The sequence below is a fragment of the Sphingobacteriaceae bacterium GW460-11-11-14-LB5 genome (assembly GCA_002151545.1).
Lineage (GTDB): Bacteria > Bacteroidota > Bacteroidia > Sphingobacteriales > Sphingobacteriaceae > Pedobacter.
Genome location: CP021237.1, coordinates 3,701,966 through 3,721,084, shown reverse-complemented (window position 1 = coordinate 3,721,084; position 19,119 = coordinate 3,701,966). Strand labels below are relative to the sequence as shown.

Genomic DNA, 19,119 nt, shown 5'->3' with positions numbered 1-19,119 from the left:
TGCTGGTGGGCATAGTTTTTTCGAATTATTTATTGGTAATCTCTGTGATCGGTTCTCCGACAGTACCATTTGGCATTTGAATATGGAGTAGTGCCGCCAGGGTAGGCGCAATATCAGTCATGTAATGTGTTTTGTTAGATGCGCCGGCTTTGATTCCCCAGCCCATAAAAACCAATGGGATATGCGAATCGTAGGGGTTCCAGTTTCCGTGCGTAGTACCTGTGCTGCCACCGTTAAACCAGTTTGGGGCTAATACATAATAAATATCACCGCTTCTACGGGCGTTGTATCCGTTTGTAATCATTTTTTTCTGGATTTCCTGAATGGTAGATTGTGATATTTTAGCAATATCAACTGCATTCTGGAAACCGTCTAATCTTTTTAAGAATTCTACCGATGCCGATTTAATTACATCAAAACTCACATTTCCCTTGTCTGTTTTGTCATGATCGAAAATAATCTGGTTATTCATCGATTTTAAAACAACATTGTTGACCTTAAATTTATCATTTAAATAAGCGTTTAATTTGTTTGCAATATCTCTATCGCTCACTACGCCTGAAGGTAATTTATTCTCCTGCATAAATCCAGGAACATGGGCAGCACCGTGATCGGCAGTTAAAAATACGGTATAGTTTCCTTTACCTACTTTTTTATCCAGGTAATTGAAAAACTCCTCGAAGTCTTTATCTAAACGTAAATAGGTATCTTCTGCTTCGACTGAATTCGGACCGTAAGCATGACCAACATAATCGGTAGATGAACAGCTTACTGCCAGGAAATCGGTAATGTTATCCTGTCCTAAATCTTCAGAAAGAATGGCCAATTTGGCCAGGTCTAAAGTGATGGTGTTACCGTAAGGTGTACTTCTGATGGCATCGAAGTTTTTATCAATGTTTTGGGTAAGCTGGTGAGGGAAGGTACTCGATTTTCCTTCGTAAGCTTTCTCATCTGCAGTGCTGTTTACATAAGTATTCATTGGATACAATGTTTCCCAGTTTTTTGCATAAAACTTATTGGCTAATTTCAGCTTATTGTAATCAGCAATCCAGGTGGGTACTTCTTTCATATAATAAGTACTGGTAATCCAGTTTCCGGTGCTGCCTTGATACCAATATGCCGCATTTGCCGCGTGGCCAGCCGGAAGGATCGAACCCCTGTCTTTTAATGAAATGCCGATTACCTTACCTCTAAAATTTGTAGCTAACCTCAATTCATCAGTAATGGTGGTGGTTAACATATTTTTAGGCGACATATTCCCTTCTGATGAAGGTGTACTGCCAACAGTAGTTACTGAAGAATCTTCAGTACAATATACATTCTTTTTAGTTTCAGGGTCATACCAGTCGTTGCCGATAATACCATGAACCGCCGGAACCGAACCCGTATAGATACAGGTATGGCCACATGCAGTATAAGTTGGGGTATAAGGGATAAATGTATTTTCTACAGAAAAACCCTCATTTATTAATCTTTTAAAACCACCGTTGCTGTAGCGGTTATAATAGCGGTATAGATAATCCCAGCGCATTTGGTCAACCACTAAGCCAACCACCAATTTAGGACGGGCAACTTCGGCAGGGAATGCTTTAGCAGTTGCTGTGGCAGGTTTTTTAGTTTGGGCTGAGGAAAGCGAAATCGAAAAAATAGAAATGGTAAAGATTAGACAGGATATTTTCTTCATTGTGTTTTAGTTAAAGGGCTAAAGTAATAACTTTTAAGTGAAGATATTTTGAAGTTTATGTAAAGATTTAGAAACTATTGCAATATTGATAGGCTAATCGGGTATGTAGTATTAATTACGCGCAAACGTTTGCCTTATTGATACAAGTCAAAAAGCGGTTAATTGGTTCAATACTTTGAATTTGAAGCGTAAAAATCATGTAATTCGGATTAGGTGTCTCATTTTTAGGTTGTTAAAATAATTATTTCAGGTCTAAAAGCGCAGTCAATCGTTTGTGTAGACAAAAAATAATATCAGCATAGTTTTATGAGTAGTTTTAATAACCAAATACATTCCTAACCTAATCTAAAAAAATTATGAAACCATTTACTTTTTTTTCCTGGTCGTTAACGGCTTGGATGATACTATTATTTTCCATGATGTCTTGTCAAAAGAACATTATTGCTGAAAATCCCCAATTATCAATACCCAAAATGAGTTCGGTGAATGCAGCTCTTGTCAGCGGAGAAAACGCTGCTCCATCAGAACATCTTTATTTTTCTTTTCCGTCTGATGCTATTGCCAAAATACATAAAATAAAAATTACACAATCTGCCAATGCCGAATATTTTTCTGTACATAATTATTCGGGTGGCTATGCAGGCTTACAGCAAACACCTGATAATTCCTTTGGAACACCAAACATCCTTATATCCTCATTATGGGATCCGAATACTGCTGGCGGGATCTATTCTGAAGTGGCTTATACGGGCCCACAAACCATTAGCAGCAGATTTGGAGGAGAAGGTGATGGATATAAAACAATCAATCCATACCAATGGGCGCTTAACACCTGGTACAATATAGCCTTAAGGGCATGGAAACGTGATGGGAAATTATATATAGGCACTTTTATCCAAAATCAATCGAGTGGTGTCTGGTTTCATACCAGTACATTGGCTATTCCTGAGCGCACCACCTTCCTGGGTTCGGGTAACGATGCGTTTTTAGAAAACTGGGTTGGAACTAATCCTGATTATGATGGAAGATATGTTAGAAAGGCATTTTTTAAAGATTGCTGGAACTTAAGCACAAGCAATACCTGGGTGAAACATACCAGCAGAAGTTTTAGTGCCAATGCTGGAGATGAAGGTAGAAACGGGATTTACGACAGGGCTTTTAATTCAGGTTATGATACTACTGAAGATGCTTATTTTATGGAACATGGAGGAAATACACAACCTAGTGCCGCTTTTGGTACAGGACGCACATTAAGCCTTCCGGCACAAAGCAACCAAGGCACTGCACCTACATTAACCATTGGAGAAGTACAATCTGCAACGGCTGTTGCCAGTGGTAATACGGTTACCGTAAACTGGGTAAACAATCAGCTCAAAAGTCCGCAACTTTCTTCAAAAATAGAATTACTAAATTCATCAGGTGGAGTAGTTAGTACGGTAAATGAGGTATTGCCTCAAAAAAGATCTGTAACCATTTCCAGTACCCTAGGAACAGGTAGTTATTCGGTTAGAATTACCCTTACAGATATTTTTAACCAGAATTCAACACCACTAACAGTGCCGGTTACCAATGGCATTTCAGCCAGTACATGGTATAAAATAAAAAATGCATCAAGCGGACTTTACCTCGCTATAGAAAATAACAGCACAGCTAATAGTGCCTTTTTAGTTCAAAGTACCAGTGCTACCGGAAATGGCCAGAAGTGGCAATTTAATACGCAGGGAACAAGTTATGTTATTGTTAATGCCAACAGCACTAAAGCATTGGATATTTCAGGAGGGGTACAGGCATTAAATGGGAATATCATTCAGTATACCGTTACCAATGGGGCAAATCAAAAATGGAATTTAATTCCTGTTGGCGCCAATAAATATGTAATTCAAAGTAATCTTTCGAATCACTATGTTCTTGACAATCCGGGTAGTGGTACAAGCAGTGGTACTAAGATTGTTCAGTATAGTATGAATGGTAATACGGGATCATCAAACCAGCAATGGCTACTGGAAGCACAGTAGTTTAATTATAAGCAAAGGGGATGATGGTATTGATCTCCTTTGCTTATATCGCTTCGGCTACCACAAACGTACTTCCACCAACAAAAACCAAATCTTTTGGATCGGCTGATTGAATGGCCTTTTCTTTGGCCTCGGCTACCGAAGTATAACTGTTTCCAATTAAATTAAATGTTGCCGCCTGTTCTTTAAGTTCATCAGCTGCTAAACCGCGTTCTAAATCTGGTTTGCAAAAATAGTAAGTCGCATTTTTAGGCATTAAGGATAAAACTTTCGAAATATCTTTGTCCTTTACCATTCCAAAAACAATGTGCAGGTTTTGATAATTGGTTTGCGTGATGTTTTTAATCACCTCGGTAATGCCCGCTTCATTATGGCCGGTATCGCAGATAACTAAAGGATTTTTAGCCAAAGTTTGCCAGCGTCCCTGTAAACCAGTTTGCTTTTTAACCTGACTTATTCCTTTGTAGATTGCTTCTTGGTCGGTTTTAATACCCGTTTTTTCATTCAGCACAGCCAGCGTTTCTAAAACCGTTAAAATATTTTTGTGCTGATAAACCCCGGTAAGATCACTTTGAAGATTTTTGTATTTAATTTCCCCTTTCTGATATACGGATAAGGAAAGTTTATTGTTCCTGATTTTAAAATCTTTCGCGGTTAATACGGCATCGGCAAAAACAATGGGTGCAGCTAGCGATTTAGCTTTGTTTATAAATACAGGAGCAGATTCTTCCTGTGTTTCGCCAATAACGACTGGGATATTTTTTTTAATAATACCTGCCTTTTCGCTGGCAATTTCTGCCAGGGTATTGCCCAGCATGTTCATGTGGTCGAGACTGATATTGGTAATGACCGAAATTTGCGGGGTAATGATGTTCGTCGAATCTAACCTTCCGCCTAAACCTACTTCGATTACCGCCACATCTACCTCGTGTTTAGCAAAATGATCGAATGCCATGGCCACGGTAACTTCGAAAAAAGAAGGCTCCGTTTTTTCGATCAGTTTTTGCTGATCTTTTACGAACGACACGACTTCAGTTTTGCTCATCATTTTTCCGTTGATGCGGATGCGCTCGCGGAAATCTTTTAAGTGGGGAGAAGTGTACAAACCTGTTTTGTATCCCTGTGCCTGCAATACGGAAGCCAGCATATGTGATGTGGATCCTTTTCCATTGGTACCCGCCACATGGATGCTTTTAAATTTATCCTGTGGATTATCCAAAGCCTTACAAAGAATAATGGTATTGGTTAAATCTTTTTTGAAAGCAGATGCGCCAACGCGGGTAAACATGGGCAGTTTACTGTATAAAAAATCAAGCGTTTGTTGGTAGTTCATAATATGGATCAAATATAAGTTGACTGGAGTTATTATGAAACGAAATGATGAGATTTCTTCCAAAGTTTTGGCTGGTTGTTTTGGGGGAAACTTCGGAAGTCTTTAAATGATTTTGAAGGTCTGTTGGAACATAGACCATATAGTATTGCGAGTTATCACCATGCTGACCTGTAACGAAGTGGAAAGCTACGAAGTAAACCGAGCCTTAAGCGAGTTCACCGAAGGTAATTTATTTTACAAGTAGAAATAGTATTTTCAATTGCCTTGTAGCTGCTAAGTGGTCAGCATCTTTCATGTTATAAACACCCTGAAATAAATTCAGGGTGACGATAATAATAAAAAAAAGGTCTGTGAGGACACAGACCATTTATATTTTTTATTTCACTTTGAAGTTGAATATCACAATCCCGGTTTGTACATCAGGTGCTGATTCTAATTTGTTTAAACTTGCGCCTAATACCGCCTGCTCACATTTTCTCCAGAGGGTTAAATCAGATAGGGTAGTGCCTTTTGCTCCTGCACGGGCCTGGACCACTTTACCGTTTTTATCTACACGAATTTGAACAGCAATTTTACCTGCGCTTTGTCCATCATCCTGTATTCGTGGGATGTCGATGAATTTTCTGCTCGCCAATGATAACTGCACGTTACCATTTCCGGAACCACCTTCGCCATAATTTGATGCTAACGGATCGCCATCTTTATCGCCCTGGTTGCCTGGTGTTTTTCCGGTTCCATCTCCCTGACCCTGGCCAGTATTCTTTTTGCCTTTGTAAAGTGCGTTTTGGTTAATTACCGGTTTGGCCGGTTTGTCTTCTGTAACCGGAGTTGGTGCCGCTGTGGTTGGTTTTGTAGGTTTGGTATTTACCGCAATGGCATCTTCCGTATTTTGCGTTTGAACTTCTTTGTCGCTGCTTTGGGTAGAGGTGGTTGGGGTAACTTTTTCTTCTGGCGTTACCTTTTCAGGTGGTTTGCCATTCGCATTTGGATCTGCTGATGGTTCTTCAATACTCGTATAATCATCGCCCATTCCTTCAGCAGAAGTTCCATAATTTACAACCATACCACCCATACCTACTTCTTCAGGTGGCTGGAAAGAACCAATCACAATAAAAAAGCTGATCAACAATAAAAAGCCCATAATTCCGCTTGCTATGGCAATGGCCTTAGGGTAATTGTTTTCCTCGTTAGGTACGTTTTGTGCTTTGTAGTTCATTATTTTTTAGGCTCAACGGCTACAACAAGTTTTAATTTTAATTTATTGGCAATATCGTTTACCACAAATCCATCCTGATAGGTCACATTGCGCGATACATATAAAAGAATGGTCATATCTGGTGCTAGTTTTTGGTATGATGCCAAAGTTGGCTCTAATTCTTCAATGCTCACTGGTTTTTTTTCAACGAAATATTTAAGGTTTTCGTCTATCGTAACCGTAACTGCTTTCTTGGCGGTAGATTGCTGCCCGCTTGATGATTGCGGCAATAATAATTTAACCACCGTAGGATTTACCACGGCAGAGGCCAATAAGAAAAACAACATCAGGAAGAACATAATATCGTTCAACGCTGAAGTATGTACTTCTACCGATCCTTTTGTTCTTTTGCGTAAATTCATTATTTGCCTGGTTCTTCTAGTAAATCAATAAAATCAATTGCATCGGTTTCCATTTTAAGAATGATTTTTTCAACCATAATGTTTAAAATGTGATACAGTACGTAAGCGATAATACCGATAATTAATCCGGTTGCAGAAGTAATCATTTTGGTATATAAACCACCAGAAATCGTACCGATTTCAATCGCACCTTTTATGGATACCTGGTGGAAAATCGTAATAACCCCCACAATGGTACCTACGAAACCAAGCATTGGCGCAATACCTGCAACAATACCCAATATGCTAATGTTCTTCTCTAATTTAGAAACCTCTAATTTACCCACATTTTCAATTGCACCTTCAATATCTTTAATCGGGCGACCAATGCGTTTTAAACCTTTTTGCAACATGCGCGAAAGCGGAGAGTTATTATTTCTTAAAAGCGACATTGCGCCCTCTAAATTTCCGGATTGAATATAAGACCTGATCTGACCCATCAGGTTCGATTCGTCTTTAGTTGCTTTTTTAATGGTTAAGTAACGTTCAACAAAAATAATCAAAGCTAAAAAAGCGAGAAAGGCCAATGGAATCATTACCCAGCCGCCTTTAAAAAGCAGATCGATAAAATGTAATTCTGGTTGTGGTTGTGTTACTGCCTGGTTAACCGCATTTGCGGTGTCTTGTAGTGCTTGTGTGGTGTCCTGAATTAATAAAGTTATCATTATGGTTGTGTGTTGTTAGATTTTTGTTGTACGAAATATCCTTTTCCTTTTAGTTTTTTCTGTAAAATATCTTTCTGTTCTTTAGCTTCTTTTTCAGTTGTAAAACTCGCTATACTTACCTTTTTTAAACGGCCGGGTACTTTTGCGATTTCAGCATTTAAACCGATTTTCTCCATTTGTTTAATAAATACCATTGCTTTTTTCTCTGATTGAAAAGACGCTGCAATAACGTAAAACGTAGAAGGACCAGGGTTTGGTACAATTTTATTTTCTTTTGGTGTTTCTACAATAGGTTTAACCACAGGTTTTGCCGCTACTTTTTTAAGGGTATCTGCTTTTTTCTGAACCTGATTGGCTTTTAAAATGCTATCTGTTTTAGCTATTGAATCCTGTTTAGCTTGTAAGGTATCGATAACAACCTTTGGCGAATCGACAATTGCTTGTTCCTGTTTTACAGGCGCTGTTGTTTCACCGGTGAATAATTCGGGCTTAACCAGATAAGTTATCGCTGCAATAACCACCAAGGCCAAAACGGCAATGGTAATCATCAGCCAGGTAGACATTCCTTGCCTCGTATCTTCTCCATGTTCAATTGGATCATGGCCAAAACGGTTTGGATGCTCAGCGTGCTGCTCTTTGATAAACGCCGGCGCCTCAATTACTGGCTCTTCTTTTTTAGCTTCGTCTTCTAAATTGATGTATGTTTTTGGTTCCTCTGTTTCCGACCTTAGCGAGAAACGACCTGGGTGTTCACTTTGCGGGATAACCGTTTCTGGGACTTCTACTGTATTGCCTTCTTCAGATGCAGCAGTATTTTCTGCAACATTTGTTTCATCTTGTGCATCGTCTGATTCTGGTGTTTCAATAGCAGGATGTTCAGTCGCGATATTTTCAACTTCCGATTTAGGTATTTCTACTTCGTCAACAGTATTTGCTAGTTCTTCTTCCTCAGTTGGTGTTTCAGCCGATTCAGGCGTTTCAATCGCATGTTGTTCGGCAGCAATATTTTCTACCTCCGATTCTGGCGTATGACCAAAACGGTTTGGATGTTCTTCGTGCTGTTCTTTGATAAAATCAGGCGCCTCAGTAATTTCTGCTGCAGCGTTTTCTGTGTGTTTTAAAGTGTTTTTAAGATCATCTTTAACTTCATCCAGTTCAATATTTTCGATTATCGGGGCCTGGTACGACTTATTTTCAAATGGAGAAGTTACCGCCGGTGCTTCCGCAATTTCATCATAAACTTCTTCCTCTGGTTGAGGTGAATCGGTTTTTGTTTCTTCAACTGCGGTTTCTGCCAATGACGGAAGTCCGTAAAATTCAGAACCATAGTTCATGTTTTTAACCGGTTCGAAACCTAATCCTTGTTCGGTAAAAAATAAGCGGCCGGTATTTTGCAGTTCGGCCTCATGGTTTAGCTCTAATTTTTGATTGACTTCTTCAACAAACCCAGCGATTTGATTACGGGCATCTTCAATTGCAGTATTCGTTTTAGTCGAAATAAAATTGGCTAAAGCATCTTCTTCGGTTACTTCGGCCGAAAACTGCAGCGTATATCCGGGAGGCAAAAACGTTTGTTTTTCCTTATCGTATCTTCCCGGGTATTTCTTTTTATAAAAAGTGCCCAAGCCGGTAATACCAACTTCTTTGCGTTGCTGCAAGAGTTCTAACAGGTATGATAAGATATCCATTCGGGTAAAATTAAGCGTTTAAAATTAAAAATTATATTCTACCTTCAAATAGTGTCTATGGGTGCTATTACACATCCTATTCCAATAAAGAGACAAAAACGAGTACAGTTTTGTTATTTTAGTCATGAAAAAAATCACAGTTTTTTAAACCTATAGCTGTATCCGTGCAAAGATAACGGTTACAAAGATAGAAATGGTATGCTAGTAAGCAAATGGCTAAATCGATATAATATCTAATTTGAAGCTAAAGCCTAAGCCATAGAAGCGCTTAACGATAGAAAAGCGTATGTAGAAAACGAAGAGGGGGAATTTAAAAGCGGCTGTATCATGAAATAAAAACAATGTAGATCTGTCTCGTTGAGCTGATAAAGTATGTAGGCTTGCCTCGTGCAGGCTACTATTGATAGATTAAATAGAAAGGTCGTCATTGCGGGGAGGAGCAACAAAGCAATCTTTTATGCTTGCGAGCCTCTGCTATGAAGATTGCTTCATCCAATGAAAAATTGGCTTCGCAATGACGACCTCTTCTTAGGTTTTTTGGTAATTAACAATTATGAAAAGCGCCTATAAACAAGGAACGGTAGTAAACCAATCGGTACTTTCCATATTAAGTAAGCTTGCAGTGTGCCCGTGCCCGGTTGCATCAGCAATGGTGGTTCCGGTACCTTCATCAAATTTCCAATAGGCCTCTAAGTTGGTACTGCTTGCACTTACACTACATTTGTTGGCAGAAATTGCCGACTGTGCCAGTGCCGATTTCCAAACCCGCATTTCATCAAACTGACCATTGAAACCTCTGTTGGCATCCCAGCTTCTCGAAATCTGGAACGTACCATTGGCAGCAATAGTACCAGTTGCGCTCATGCTGGCATCTAAAGTGCCATTGATGTAGATTTTCATGGTCGAGCCATCATATGTAGCCGCTATATGATACCAGGTATTGGCACTTAGGGCTGTAGCAGAATTTAGTTTTTTAGGTGTTGCACCACCTGTATTCAATACAAACTGTACTTTATTATTGGCTAAGGAAGCATCACCTAAACGGAGCAAAGCCACATTGGCGTCGCTCACTTCAATACCCATAATGGTTGAGATATTTGGAGCAGTAGCTTTAAAAGCGCTTGGTTTAACCCAGGCTTCGTAAGTTAAGCTGGTGCCTGCAAGATTAAAAGTATTCGAATTTAAATATTCATTTGTGCCGTCGAAAATCAATGAACGGTTTCCAGCTGCTGGTGGTGTACCTCCATTTCCATCGATACAGTTTGCTTTTACAGCAGTTGCAGAACCGTACAGGACGTTAGACATGGCCGATAATTTGGTTTGAGAGTTGTTCGCGACATTATAAACCATTGCACTGGTCAAACCATTATTTTTTACATAAGTGGCTACTGCTGCCTGATCGCTATTACCCAAATCAGTACCTAAGCCCAATTTACTTTTGGGTACACCAGCATTAATGTAAGGCTGTAAACGACCCGCATAATTGGTAGAAAAGTAAGTTTGCTCAAATACATAATCTAAAATATCGCCCAGTTTTTGGTTGTTATAAGTAGACGTAAAATAATTGGCCTGATTGAATGCAGCCATGGTAATCAGTTTGTCGGCACCCATACGTGCCCTCAACGCTGTAGCTGCCAGCACGAGCGAACCATCATTTGCAGTACAGGCAGAATACTCATCATCAATATCAATTCCATCTAAGCCATATTGCTGTACGGCATTGGCACATTGAATGGCAAAGGCATCAGCCTGGGCATAGGTGGTAAAACAGCCCCAGCCTGCATTTTGGTGATTCCCAAGTACATCGAGCACTACTTTTATGCCTAGTGATTTAAGATAAGCTACCTTACCCGAATTTAAAGTTTCCTGTACCTGCGGATTGAAGTATAGGGTAGGTGTGCCATTTACTGAATTGATATTCGCCGCAAAAATAACAGAAACACCAAATAACTGACTTGCTGAAGTTCCGTAGGTATAACAACCCGGATTTACAAAATTGTTACTGTTAACCTCCACGTAGGCGGTCATGAATGGAGCGGTTAATGCCAGGGCAGAAGCATTGGTTGCAGCCCGGGCTGTACTTTTGGAATTTAATTGGTTGTCTTCTCTTTCAGAATTGGCTTTTTTACAAGCGTACAACAAGGCGAAAGCTGTTAACAGCAATACGCCGAAAACGGTTAGTTTTCTCATAGGTTTAAAAATTTTGGTTAGAAATAGGTTTTTATAAAAACGGTAGGACAACTTACGTCATCCTACCGGGTAATGCTTGGGGCGATTAGAAATTCGGTTTATCGATATCCCACCATAATCTGGTACCGCCATTGTCTGGTCCGCCTAAAAGGCCAACTGCTTTAACCACCTCGGCGCTGTTACCATTTCCATATTCAGTTGATGGAAACGGTAATCTTCTGATCTGGGTTTGGGTATTGATACTTCCTGCACTGTTATTATTGGCTACTGCAAATAATTTAGGATAACCTGTACGTCTGTATTCACTCCAGGCTTCCTGTCCGTCAGGGAAAATAGCCAGCCATTTTTGTGTAATAATGCGCTCTAATTTTTGTTCATTGGTAGATGTAGGGTCCCATTTTACGGTTATTGTACTTACGGCTGCAGCATTGTTTCCGGCATTTTTTGGATCTACATAGGCTGTAGGTTTACTGGTTGCATCTGATAAATAACTTCCTGCAGCTACGCTCCATTGCTGTAAAGAGGTGGTAATTCCGGTTTCATAGTTGGTTTGTGCATCTCCTGCACCTGTCCAGCCACGTAAAGCAGCCTCTGCCTTTAAAAACCAAACTTCAGCAGCGGTCATTAAAATTTGTGGTGCTTTTTGTCCGATAGGTGATTTGGCATTATCGGTTGAGTTTAAAGTAGAATAAGTTTTATAACCTGCTTTACCCAAACCGTTAAATGAGGTATTTGCACCCGATCTGATTCCTACATATTGACCCGTAAATAAAGGATCGGTAGCAGGTCTGGCATAAACCGGTAAGCGCGGATCGTTATAACCCACCAGATACGTTTGTAAAGCTGCACCTAAGGCATTATCACCATCGTAAGCAACGGTAACCACCCATAAATCATTGTCCCTTGTACCCGATTGAGCTACCGCTGCATTATCTGCTGCAGTAGTTAATAAACCGCCAGGTGCACTTAAGGCTTTTTCGGCCTGAAGTTTAGCCGTCGCCGCGTCGGCCTTTACAATACGTGTAGCCAAGCGTAAACGTAAAGAGTTGGCTAATTTTAACCATTTAACCGGATCGCCAGCGTAGATTAAATCGCCCTTATCAAAGAAGGACGTTTTACCAGGATTGGCAGCAATATAGGCCTGTAAGTTATTGGCTGCTGTATCGATCTGTTTAAAAAAGGCATTATAAACCGTTTTCTGATCTTCATAAGGTGTAGATACCAAAGAAGAACCCGCGGTAGTATATGGAATCGGACCAAATTTATCTGTTACCCTGCTCATGGCCATTACCTGAACCAAAAGGGCAATTCCCCAGGCTTCAGGCGATTTGGTTTTTACCTCGCTCTGGCCGATTTTAGAAATCGGAGCCATTACATAGTTATACTGATCGTTAAAACCGGCACTGTTCCAGCCATCATTTAGTGAATAATTCATGTTGTTGATCCCGCCACCGAAAGGTGTAGGTGCCATCATGTAACCACTAAAAGCATCGGCACTGAGGTTTTGTGCAATCTGATAGTTGTGAAAAATTTCCTGCTCTATTGGACCAATTGCCGATTTTAAAAGCGCAGTAGTCTGCTCAGGTGAAAGTGCCGTTGGGTTGGTGTTAAAATCTTCAAAGTTTTTTGTACATCCAAAATTTAAGGACATCAAAGATGCCAGCAAAACAGCAGACAATCCTTTAATCCCGTTATTGGAGGATTTATGATATATAGTTTTCATGTTGTTTTTGAATAGAATTAAAATGATAAATTTAGATTGAAGCCTAAACTGCGTGTTGCAGGCTGGTTAAAAACATCTACACCAGATAAACCATTGCCGGTAGACATGGTGATTTCAGGATCGAAAGGCGCCTTTTTATAGAAATAAAACAGGTTTCTGCCGGTAACCGAAAATTTAACACTTTTAAACGTTTTGCCAGTTAACGGGAGGGTATAACCCAAAGCAGCCTCTCTTAAACGGACCACTGTAGCGCTATAAATATATTCGCCTGATACGCCTGATCTGCCACCCACAAAAGAATAGTAAGCTTGTGGATTAACCGTTGTAGATACTGCGTTACCTTTTGTATCTACACCATCAATTTTAACGCCGCCTTGAGCCCTGGCATTACCAGTTGCTTCAGATACACCTGCTTCGTCCATTAAGGCTTCGGTAAGTGATAATACCTGACCGCCGAATTTACCATCAACTAAGAAACTTAAGCTGAAATCTTTATAATTGAAACTGTTATTCCATCCCAGTTGGAATTTTGGGTTTGGATTGCCTACGTAGTTAAATTCTTTACTTTTTAGCGGTGTATAGGGCGAAGCAGTTGTTCCATCTCCACCTAATATGATGCGGTTTTGTGCATCTCTTTGTAAAGTATAGCTATAAATATCACCGTAAGAACCACCCACTTTTAGCCTCGAAATATAAGAGGTATTGCCTGCGCCTGTTAAATCTACACTGTTAATTTTATCAGCAGAAGCGATATCGATGATTTTATTCCTGTTTAACGAACCGTTTATTGAGGTATTCCAGTTCAGTCCGTCGCCTTTAACAACATCAGCACCCAAAATAAACTGGAAACCTTTGTTCTCTACATTACCTGCATTCAGATAGCCTGTTGATACCAACGAGGAAGGAGGTGCCACTACAGGGATATACTGGTTTTTGGTATTGGTTTTATAATAGGTAAAGCTGAAATTGATTCTGTTTGACAGGAAACGTAAATCGGTACCCACCTCAAATGATTTCGTTCTTTCAGGTTTTAACTCCCTGAAAGCAGCGTTGGTGTTGAAATTTAATGCACCGTCTGATTTTAAGGTATTTTGAATAAACGTAAGGTATGGCGGAACGGTATTTCCAACTTCTGCATAAGTTCCCCTTAATTTGGCGTAGGTAATGGCCTCAGGAAGTTTGAACATCTGCGAAACAATAAATGATAAACCAACTGATGGATAGAAATAAGAATCGTTTGGTGTATACGATAAGTTAGAAGACCAATCGTTTCTGCCCGTTACCGTTAAGAATGCCCAGTCTTTATACGAGATATTGGCGTTACCAAATACGGCCTGTAGCTGGCTGTGATTTGGAACAATTGGCACTACATTGGTTAAGGTATTTCCGGTAAAAGTACCTGGAAGGGCAACGATAGTATTGGCAGGAGAGAAGAAATCGACTGCCGAAAGGTTACCTGCTAAAGATAAACCTGAAGTTTTCTGGTCATTAATGCTTCCACCGATTAATCCATTCACTTTAAAATCAGAACCACCCATTGGAACGGTAATGTTGGCAATCGCATCTACATATTTTTGTACATAGGTTTGGTTGCTCTGTGCAAAATAACCTGTTCCGGTAGAGTTGAAATTGGTTGCAATACCCGAGTATCTGCGGTTTTCATAATCATCCGTAGTACGATCCATATTTCCCCTTACCTGTACATTTAACCATGGTGCAACATCATATTTAACGCTTCCGCTCAATAAGAAACGGTTACGCACTGATGTATTCGGGTTTAAATTGGTTAACCACCATGGGTTTTGGTTAATATCAGCAGCGCCACCCAGCCAGTTCTGGCGTGCGCCACCTGTATTGCCAGCCAATAAATACTGATCTTTATAAGGGGTAATATCAACACCTCTGGGGAAAAGATATAAACCTAATAACGGATTTAAATACAAACCTAAAGAAGGACTGTTGTTGATGCGTTGATTGATGTAGTTCACACTTCCATCTACCGTTAATTTGTTATCGAAAAACTTAGCTGTTTCGCGAAGGTTTAAATTGTTCCGGTTTAACTTATTGCCTGGCTGAATGCCACTGGCGTAAGTATTGGAGTAAGAAAAATATGTTTGCGCCATTTCCGATCCACCCGAAAGATTTATCGCATTCGAGGTGTTAATTCCTGTTTTGAAAAAATCTTTTAAATTATCAGTCGTATTGCTGATTCCACCACCCCAGCTATCTCTCGTTGTGGTAGATGCAGGTCCGTAACTGTTTTGGAACTTTGGCTCGTAAGCAATATTATCAATGGTCACACCTGATGAAAAACCAATTTCGGCTTTTCCTGCCTTACCTTGTTTGGTGGTAATTAAAATTACACCATTCTGTGCCTGGCTACCGTAAAGGGCTGCGGCTGATGCACCTTCTAAAACAGTGATGCTGGCAATATCATCAGGATTAAGGTTAGAGATACCATCACCACCATCCTGACCACCACCGAACACGCTGTTCTGCTGGCCATTTGCATTTCCATTGTTGCTGATTGGAACCCCATCAATCACATACAAAGGTTGGTTATTGCCACTTACCGAACGGCTTCCCCTCAAAATTACCTTTGCAGAACCACCAACACCCGATGCACTTGGACTAATGGTTAAACCTGCAACCTTTCCATTTAAGGAGTTCATTAAATTTGGACTTTTTACTTTTGACAGTTCATCGCCCGATACCTGTTGTGTATTGTAGGTTAAAGATTTCTCTGATCTTTTTACCCCTAAAGCAGTTACCACAACCGTTTCGAGGTTTTTAGAATCACTGCCTAAAGTAACATCAATGGTGCTTTGGGTGCCTACGGTAACCTCTTTGCTCTGGTAACCGATAAACGAAAATACCAAAACATCACCCGCTTTAGCCGGAATACTGTATTGCCCTGAAGTATTGCTTTGGGTTCCGCCTTGGGCCCCCTTTATTGTAATGGTTACTCCCGGAAGAGTAGCACCCGTTTCGTCTTTTACTGTTCCTTTAATCACATCCTGGTAAACAGAATGGAAAGAAACGGCACGGTTAAAATGATCGTTTGGTGTAGCTGCATACAGGCCTGTGGATGCATAAAGCAATAAGCACGTGAGCTGTAAAGATTTTTTCATATTCATTACGAATAATTTTGAATAAGTATTTGGTTAATTGTTTTTCACCTTAAGGATTCCATCCTGAGGGTTTTATAGATAAGAGTATTTTGCTTACACAAATTGCCTACAAGGAAATTGAATTATTTTTATTTTTTTTTGCAGCCACGGAAACAGTGAAAACATAGATTAGAACATAGGTTATCATTCGTGCTATAAAGATTGCCTGTAGCAGGCAGGCTTCAGCCGATGAAAAATTGGTTTAGCAATGGCGATGCTTCAAGCTCAATCATCCAAAATCAGATTCTTTCGTTTATCTTAGCAAGGCCAACTGCCCAACAACCTGCGGCACCAACCAGCGCGGCATCTTCATTTAGCCTGGAGATGTGGATAGGTGTGGTGATGCCCTGCGATTCGAGGTATTTAATCACATTTGGTACAAAACGGCCGGAAGCATTGGCAATGTTACCGCCAATTACAATCGCTTCCGCAGCATAATCCTGTTGAAATTTTTTGAGGAAAAGACCAAGGTGATGGCCAAATTCCGTAAATATTTTCCGTACCGTCGGGTTCTCATCATAAAGCAAGGTCAGCTCGCGAACATTCAGGATGTTTAATCCTGTAAGTTCGTAATAACGTTTCAAAAACCATCGGGTAGAAAGGTAATCTTCTGCTACACCATTCAAAAAAGGCGAGCACCACAGATTGGCATCTGTAATTTTTCCTTCCACACATATGGCACTCCCCAATCCGGTACCCAATGTAATGCCAATCAGGTTTTGGTAGGCACGGGCTTCGCCTGCAAATACTTCTCCGGCTAAAAAACAAGAGGCATCGTTACTCATCAAAATCTGATCGCGGTTGATCTGCAATTCACCAGCCAGCAGGTCCTTTACGTTTAATCCATAAAAGGCGGCGTACTTATCGTTGCCAGCGATATAGGAGATGCCGTTTTCATAATCGAAAGGCCCGGGCATGGCAATGCCTAAGCGGCCAATTTCTACTCCCGCTTTTTTGTAGGCTGTGCTAATGGCATTACACCAGGTTTGGATGATCTGCTCTGCCGATGCATGCGAGTCGACCCGCTCGCGGGTATAAGTGTTTTTAAGGATATTGCGCTGTTGCATATCGAGTAAGGCAGCAGTAATATGTGAGCCCCCGATATCGATTCCAAGCACATATTGCTCGTTATTTATTGTTTTCTGCATCAAAAGTTCTATAAAATGGTTAGTGTATAAGGTAGAACACCATTAACAAGAATCCTTTTTTTTGACAAACTGCCTACAGGCTTAAAATTTTTTTATGATTTTTTTTTAATTACTTTACATTCGATTTACTAAACTAACCAAGTTGAAAGCAGCTAAGCCAGATCTAGTCGTTTTATGGAATAAGATTTGCCTCGAAAGTGATATCAAATCTTTTGAGCAGCTGTACCGCTTTCTGTATAGCCGGTTAATTAAGTTTTCCGTTTATTATGTGGTGGATAAACAGGTTGCAGAAGATCTTGTAGCCGAGGTATTTGTGAAATGCTGGGAAAACCGTAGCAGCAGTACCCATGTATTAAATCCCGAAAGTTATTTTTTTATCGCCGTTAAAAATCAATCGCTTAAATACCTTAAAAAAAATTCGGCGATTACGTTTATCGATTTAGTTGATGAAAAGGATAATATTTCGGTATCAACCCATACACCAGAATATATTCTCGAAACTAAGGAACTGCATCAGCAGCTCGACCAGGCCATTGCAGGTTTAGCACCACAGGCGGCTACTGTTTTCAGGCTGATAAAAGAAAGCGGAATGAAGTACAAAGAAGTGGCTGAGCTATTGAATATCTCACCCCGGACGGTACAGACTCAATTGTTCAGGGCCATTGCTAAACTTCGTTTGGTATTACAACCATTGAAAGATAGGGGAGCTGATGAAAAAAAACTGGGAAAACTGATCTCCCTGATTATCTTAGCAGGTACGTTATCTTTTTTATATTTTTTGTAGGCAATTTTAACGGAAAAAGGAACATATAATAAAGGACGGAAAAAAATGACAGATCAAAGATTTACAGAATTGCTTGGAAAACAATTGGCCGGTGAAATTTCACCGGATGAATCTGTTGAACTGAAATCTATTTTAGCTGGTAATAGTTCGCTTAGGGCGGAGTATGAACGGTTACAAACTTATTTTGATGCCGAAGCTGTTGAAGATGAAAATATCGACCTGGTTTTTGACCGGATCAAAACCCAGATTAAAGTTTCTGCTGAATCGGGTTTAACGTTTACCAAAAATAAACCTTACAGCATCTGGTTTAAAATTGCTGCGGTGCTGGCTATTTTTATTGCAGGCGTATTGGTTTACAATAGAGAAACCATTTTCTTCAATAAAACAGATCAGTTGCCCCTAACACAGGTATTAACTAAAGCCGCAGAGGTGAAAACCCTTGTACTGGCTGATGGCTCTACTGTAAAAATCAATTCAGGAAGCAGCTTAAAATATCCCGAACATTTTACGGCAGATACGAGGGACGTTTACTTATCTGGTGAGGCATTTTTTGATGTTAAAAAAGATCCTAAACATCCTTTTATTGTGCATACAGAACAGCTGGCTGTAAAAGTACTGGGTACCGCATTTGATGTTAAAGCTTACCAGAACGATGCTTTTACCGAAACCACCTTAATCAGAGGGAAGGTATCCATCTCCCTTAAAAACAATACTGCACAAACTTTTATCTTGAAGCCAAACGATAAATTTACTTTGGCAGGTGGTAAAGCAAGTATGAGCCAGCTCACTCACTTTAATGGTACAGGAGCTGACCGTATATTAGAAACCGCATGGACAAACCACGAGCTCATTTATAAAAACAACAGTTTTGATGAAGTAGCCAAACTATTTGAACGTTGGTATGGCATCAAAATAACCTTTAAAGAACCTGAACTTAAGTCAGTAAGATTTACGGGCCATGTAGATAAAGAAACACTCCCCGAAGCTTTAGAGGTGCTAAAACTGATCGAAAACTTCAATTATTCGATAAAGGGCGAAAATGTATATATCTATCGTTAGCACA

13 protein-coding genes are annotated in these 19,119 nt (G+C 40.0%); 3 read left to right on the top strand and 10 right to left on the bottom strand.

Features of this window, described 5'->3' with window-relative positions; genetic code table 11:
- Positions 1-25: 25 nt before the first annotated feature.
- The gene (locus CA265_14765) at positions 26-1,684 is read right to left on the bottom strand and encodes an alkaline phosphatase family protein (protein ID ARS40852.1); all 1,659 of its coding nucleotides are present in this window, start codon (positions 1,682-1,684) and stop codon (positions 26-28) included.
- Between the two features lie 356 nt (positions 1,685-2,040).
- Between CA265_14765 and CA265_14760 the strand changes: the two genes are divergently transcribed.
- Positions 2,041-3,699 (top strand): hypothetical protein, encoded by a 1,659-nt coding sequence (locus CA265_14760; protein ID ARS40851.1) that lies wholly within the window; start codon positions 2,041-2,043, stop codon positions 3,697-3,699.
- A gap of 43 nt (positions 3,700-3,742) precedes the next feature.
- Here the strand turns inward: CA265_14760 and CA265_14755 are convergent, their stop codons facing one another.
- The 9 genes from CA265_14755 to CA265_14715 all read right to left on the bottom strand — a co-directional run bounded on the left by CA265_14755 (position 3,743) and on the right by CA265_14715 (position 17,272).
- A complete protein-coding gene (locus tag CA265_14755) occupies positions 3,743-5,032 on the bottom strand; it encodes a dihydrofolate synthase (protein ARS40850.1) in 1,290 nt (429 codons plus the stop codon).
- A 376-nt stretch (positions 5,033-5,408) separates the two neighbouring features.
- The gene (locus CA265_14750) at positions 5,409-6,248 is read right to left on the bottom strand and encodes an energy transducer TonB (protein ARS40849.1); all 840 of its coding nucleotides are present in this window, start codon (positions 6,246-6,248) and stop codon (positions 5,409-5,411) included.
- A complete protein-coding gene (locus CA265_14745; protein ARS40848.1) occupies positions 6,248-6,649 on the bottom strand; it encodes a biopolymer transporter ExbD in 402 nt (133 codons plus the stop codon). The genes CA265_14750 and CA265_14745 overlap by 1 nt, the downstream gene beginning before the upstream one ends.
- The gene (locus CA265_14740; protein ID ARS40847.1) at positions 6,649-7,353 is read right to left on the bottom strand and encodes a biopolymer transporter ExbB; all 705 of its coding nucleotides are present in this window, start codon (positions 7,351-7,353) and stop codon (positions 6,649-6,651) included. Before CA265_14740 ends, CA265_14745 begins: the two co-directional genes overlap by 1 nt.
- Positions 7,353-9,041 carry a hypothetical protein gene (locus CA265_14735; GenBank protein ARS40846.1) on the bottom strand — a complete coding sequence of 563 codons (1,689 nt, stop codon included), beginning with the start codon at positions 9,039-9,041 and terminating at the stop codon, positions 7,353-7,355. Before CA265_14735 ends, CA265_14740 begins: the two co-directional genes overlap by 1 nt.
- A gap of 564 nt (positions 9,042-9,605) precedes the next feature.
- Positions 9,606-11,231: a hypothetical protein gene (locus CA265_14730; protein ARS40845.1), complete on the bottom strand. Its 1,626-nt coding sequence runs from the start codon at positions 11,229-11,231 to the stop codon at positions 9,606-9,608.
- An 85-nt stretch (positions 11,232-11,316) separates the two neighbouring features.
- Entirely contained in the window at positions 11,317-12,954 is a 1,638-nt protein-coding gene (locus tag CA265_14725) for a SusD/RagB family nutrient-binding outer membrane lipoprotein (GenBank protein ARS40844.1), read from the bottom strand.
- A gap of 17 nt (positions 12,955-12,971) precedes the next feature.
- Positions 12,972-16,085 (bottom strand): SusC/RagA family TonB-linked outer membrane protein, encoded by a 3,114-nt coding sequence (locus CA265_14720; protein ARS40843.1) that lies wholly within the window; start codon positions 16,083-16,085, stop codon positions 12,972-12,974.
- A 278-nt stretch (positions 16,086-16,363) separates the two neighbouring features.
- On the bottom strand, positions 16,364-17,272 hold the full coding sequence (locus CA265_14715) for a hypothetical protein (GenBank protein ARS40842.1): 909 nt from the start codon (positions 17,270-17,272) through the stop codon (positions 16,364-16,366).
- Positions 17,273-17,390: 118 nt separating this feature from the next.
- Between CA265_14715 and CA265_14710 the strand changes: the two genes are divergently transcribed.
- Both CA265_14710 and CA265_14705 read left to right on the top strand, forming a co-directional pair.
- Positions 17,391-18,056: a hypothetical protein gene (locus tag CA265_14710; GenBank protein ID ARS40841.1), complete on the top strand. Its 666-nt coding sequence runs from the start codon at positions 17,391-17,393 to the stop codon at positions 18,054-18,056.
- Positions 18,057-18,101: 45 nt separating this feature from the next.
- Positions 18,102-19,115, top strand: a complete 1,014-nt coding sequence (locus CA265_14705; GenBank protein ID ARS40840.1) for a hypothetical protein — start codon at positions 18,102-18,104, stop codon at positions 19,113-19,115.
- The last annotated feature ends 4 nt before the right edge of the window (positions 19,116-19,119 follow it).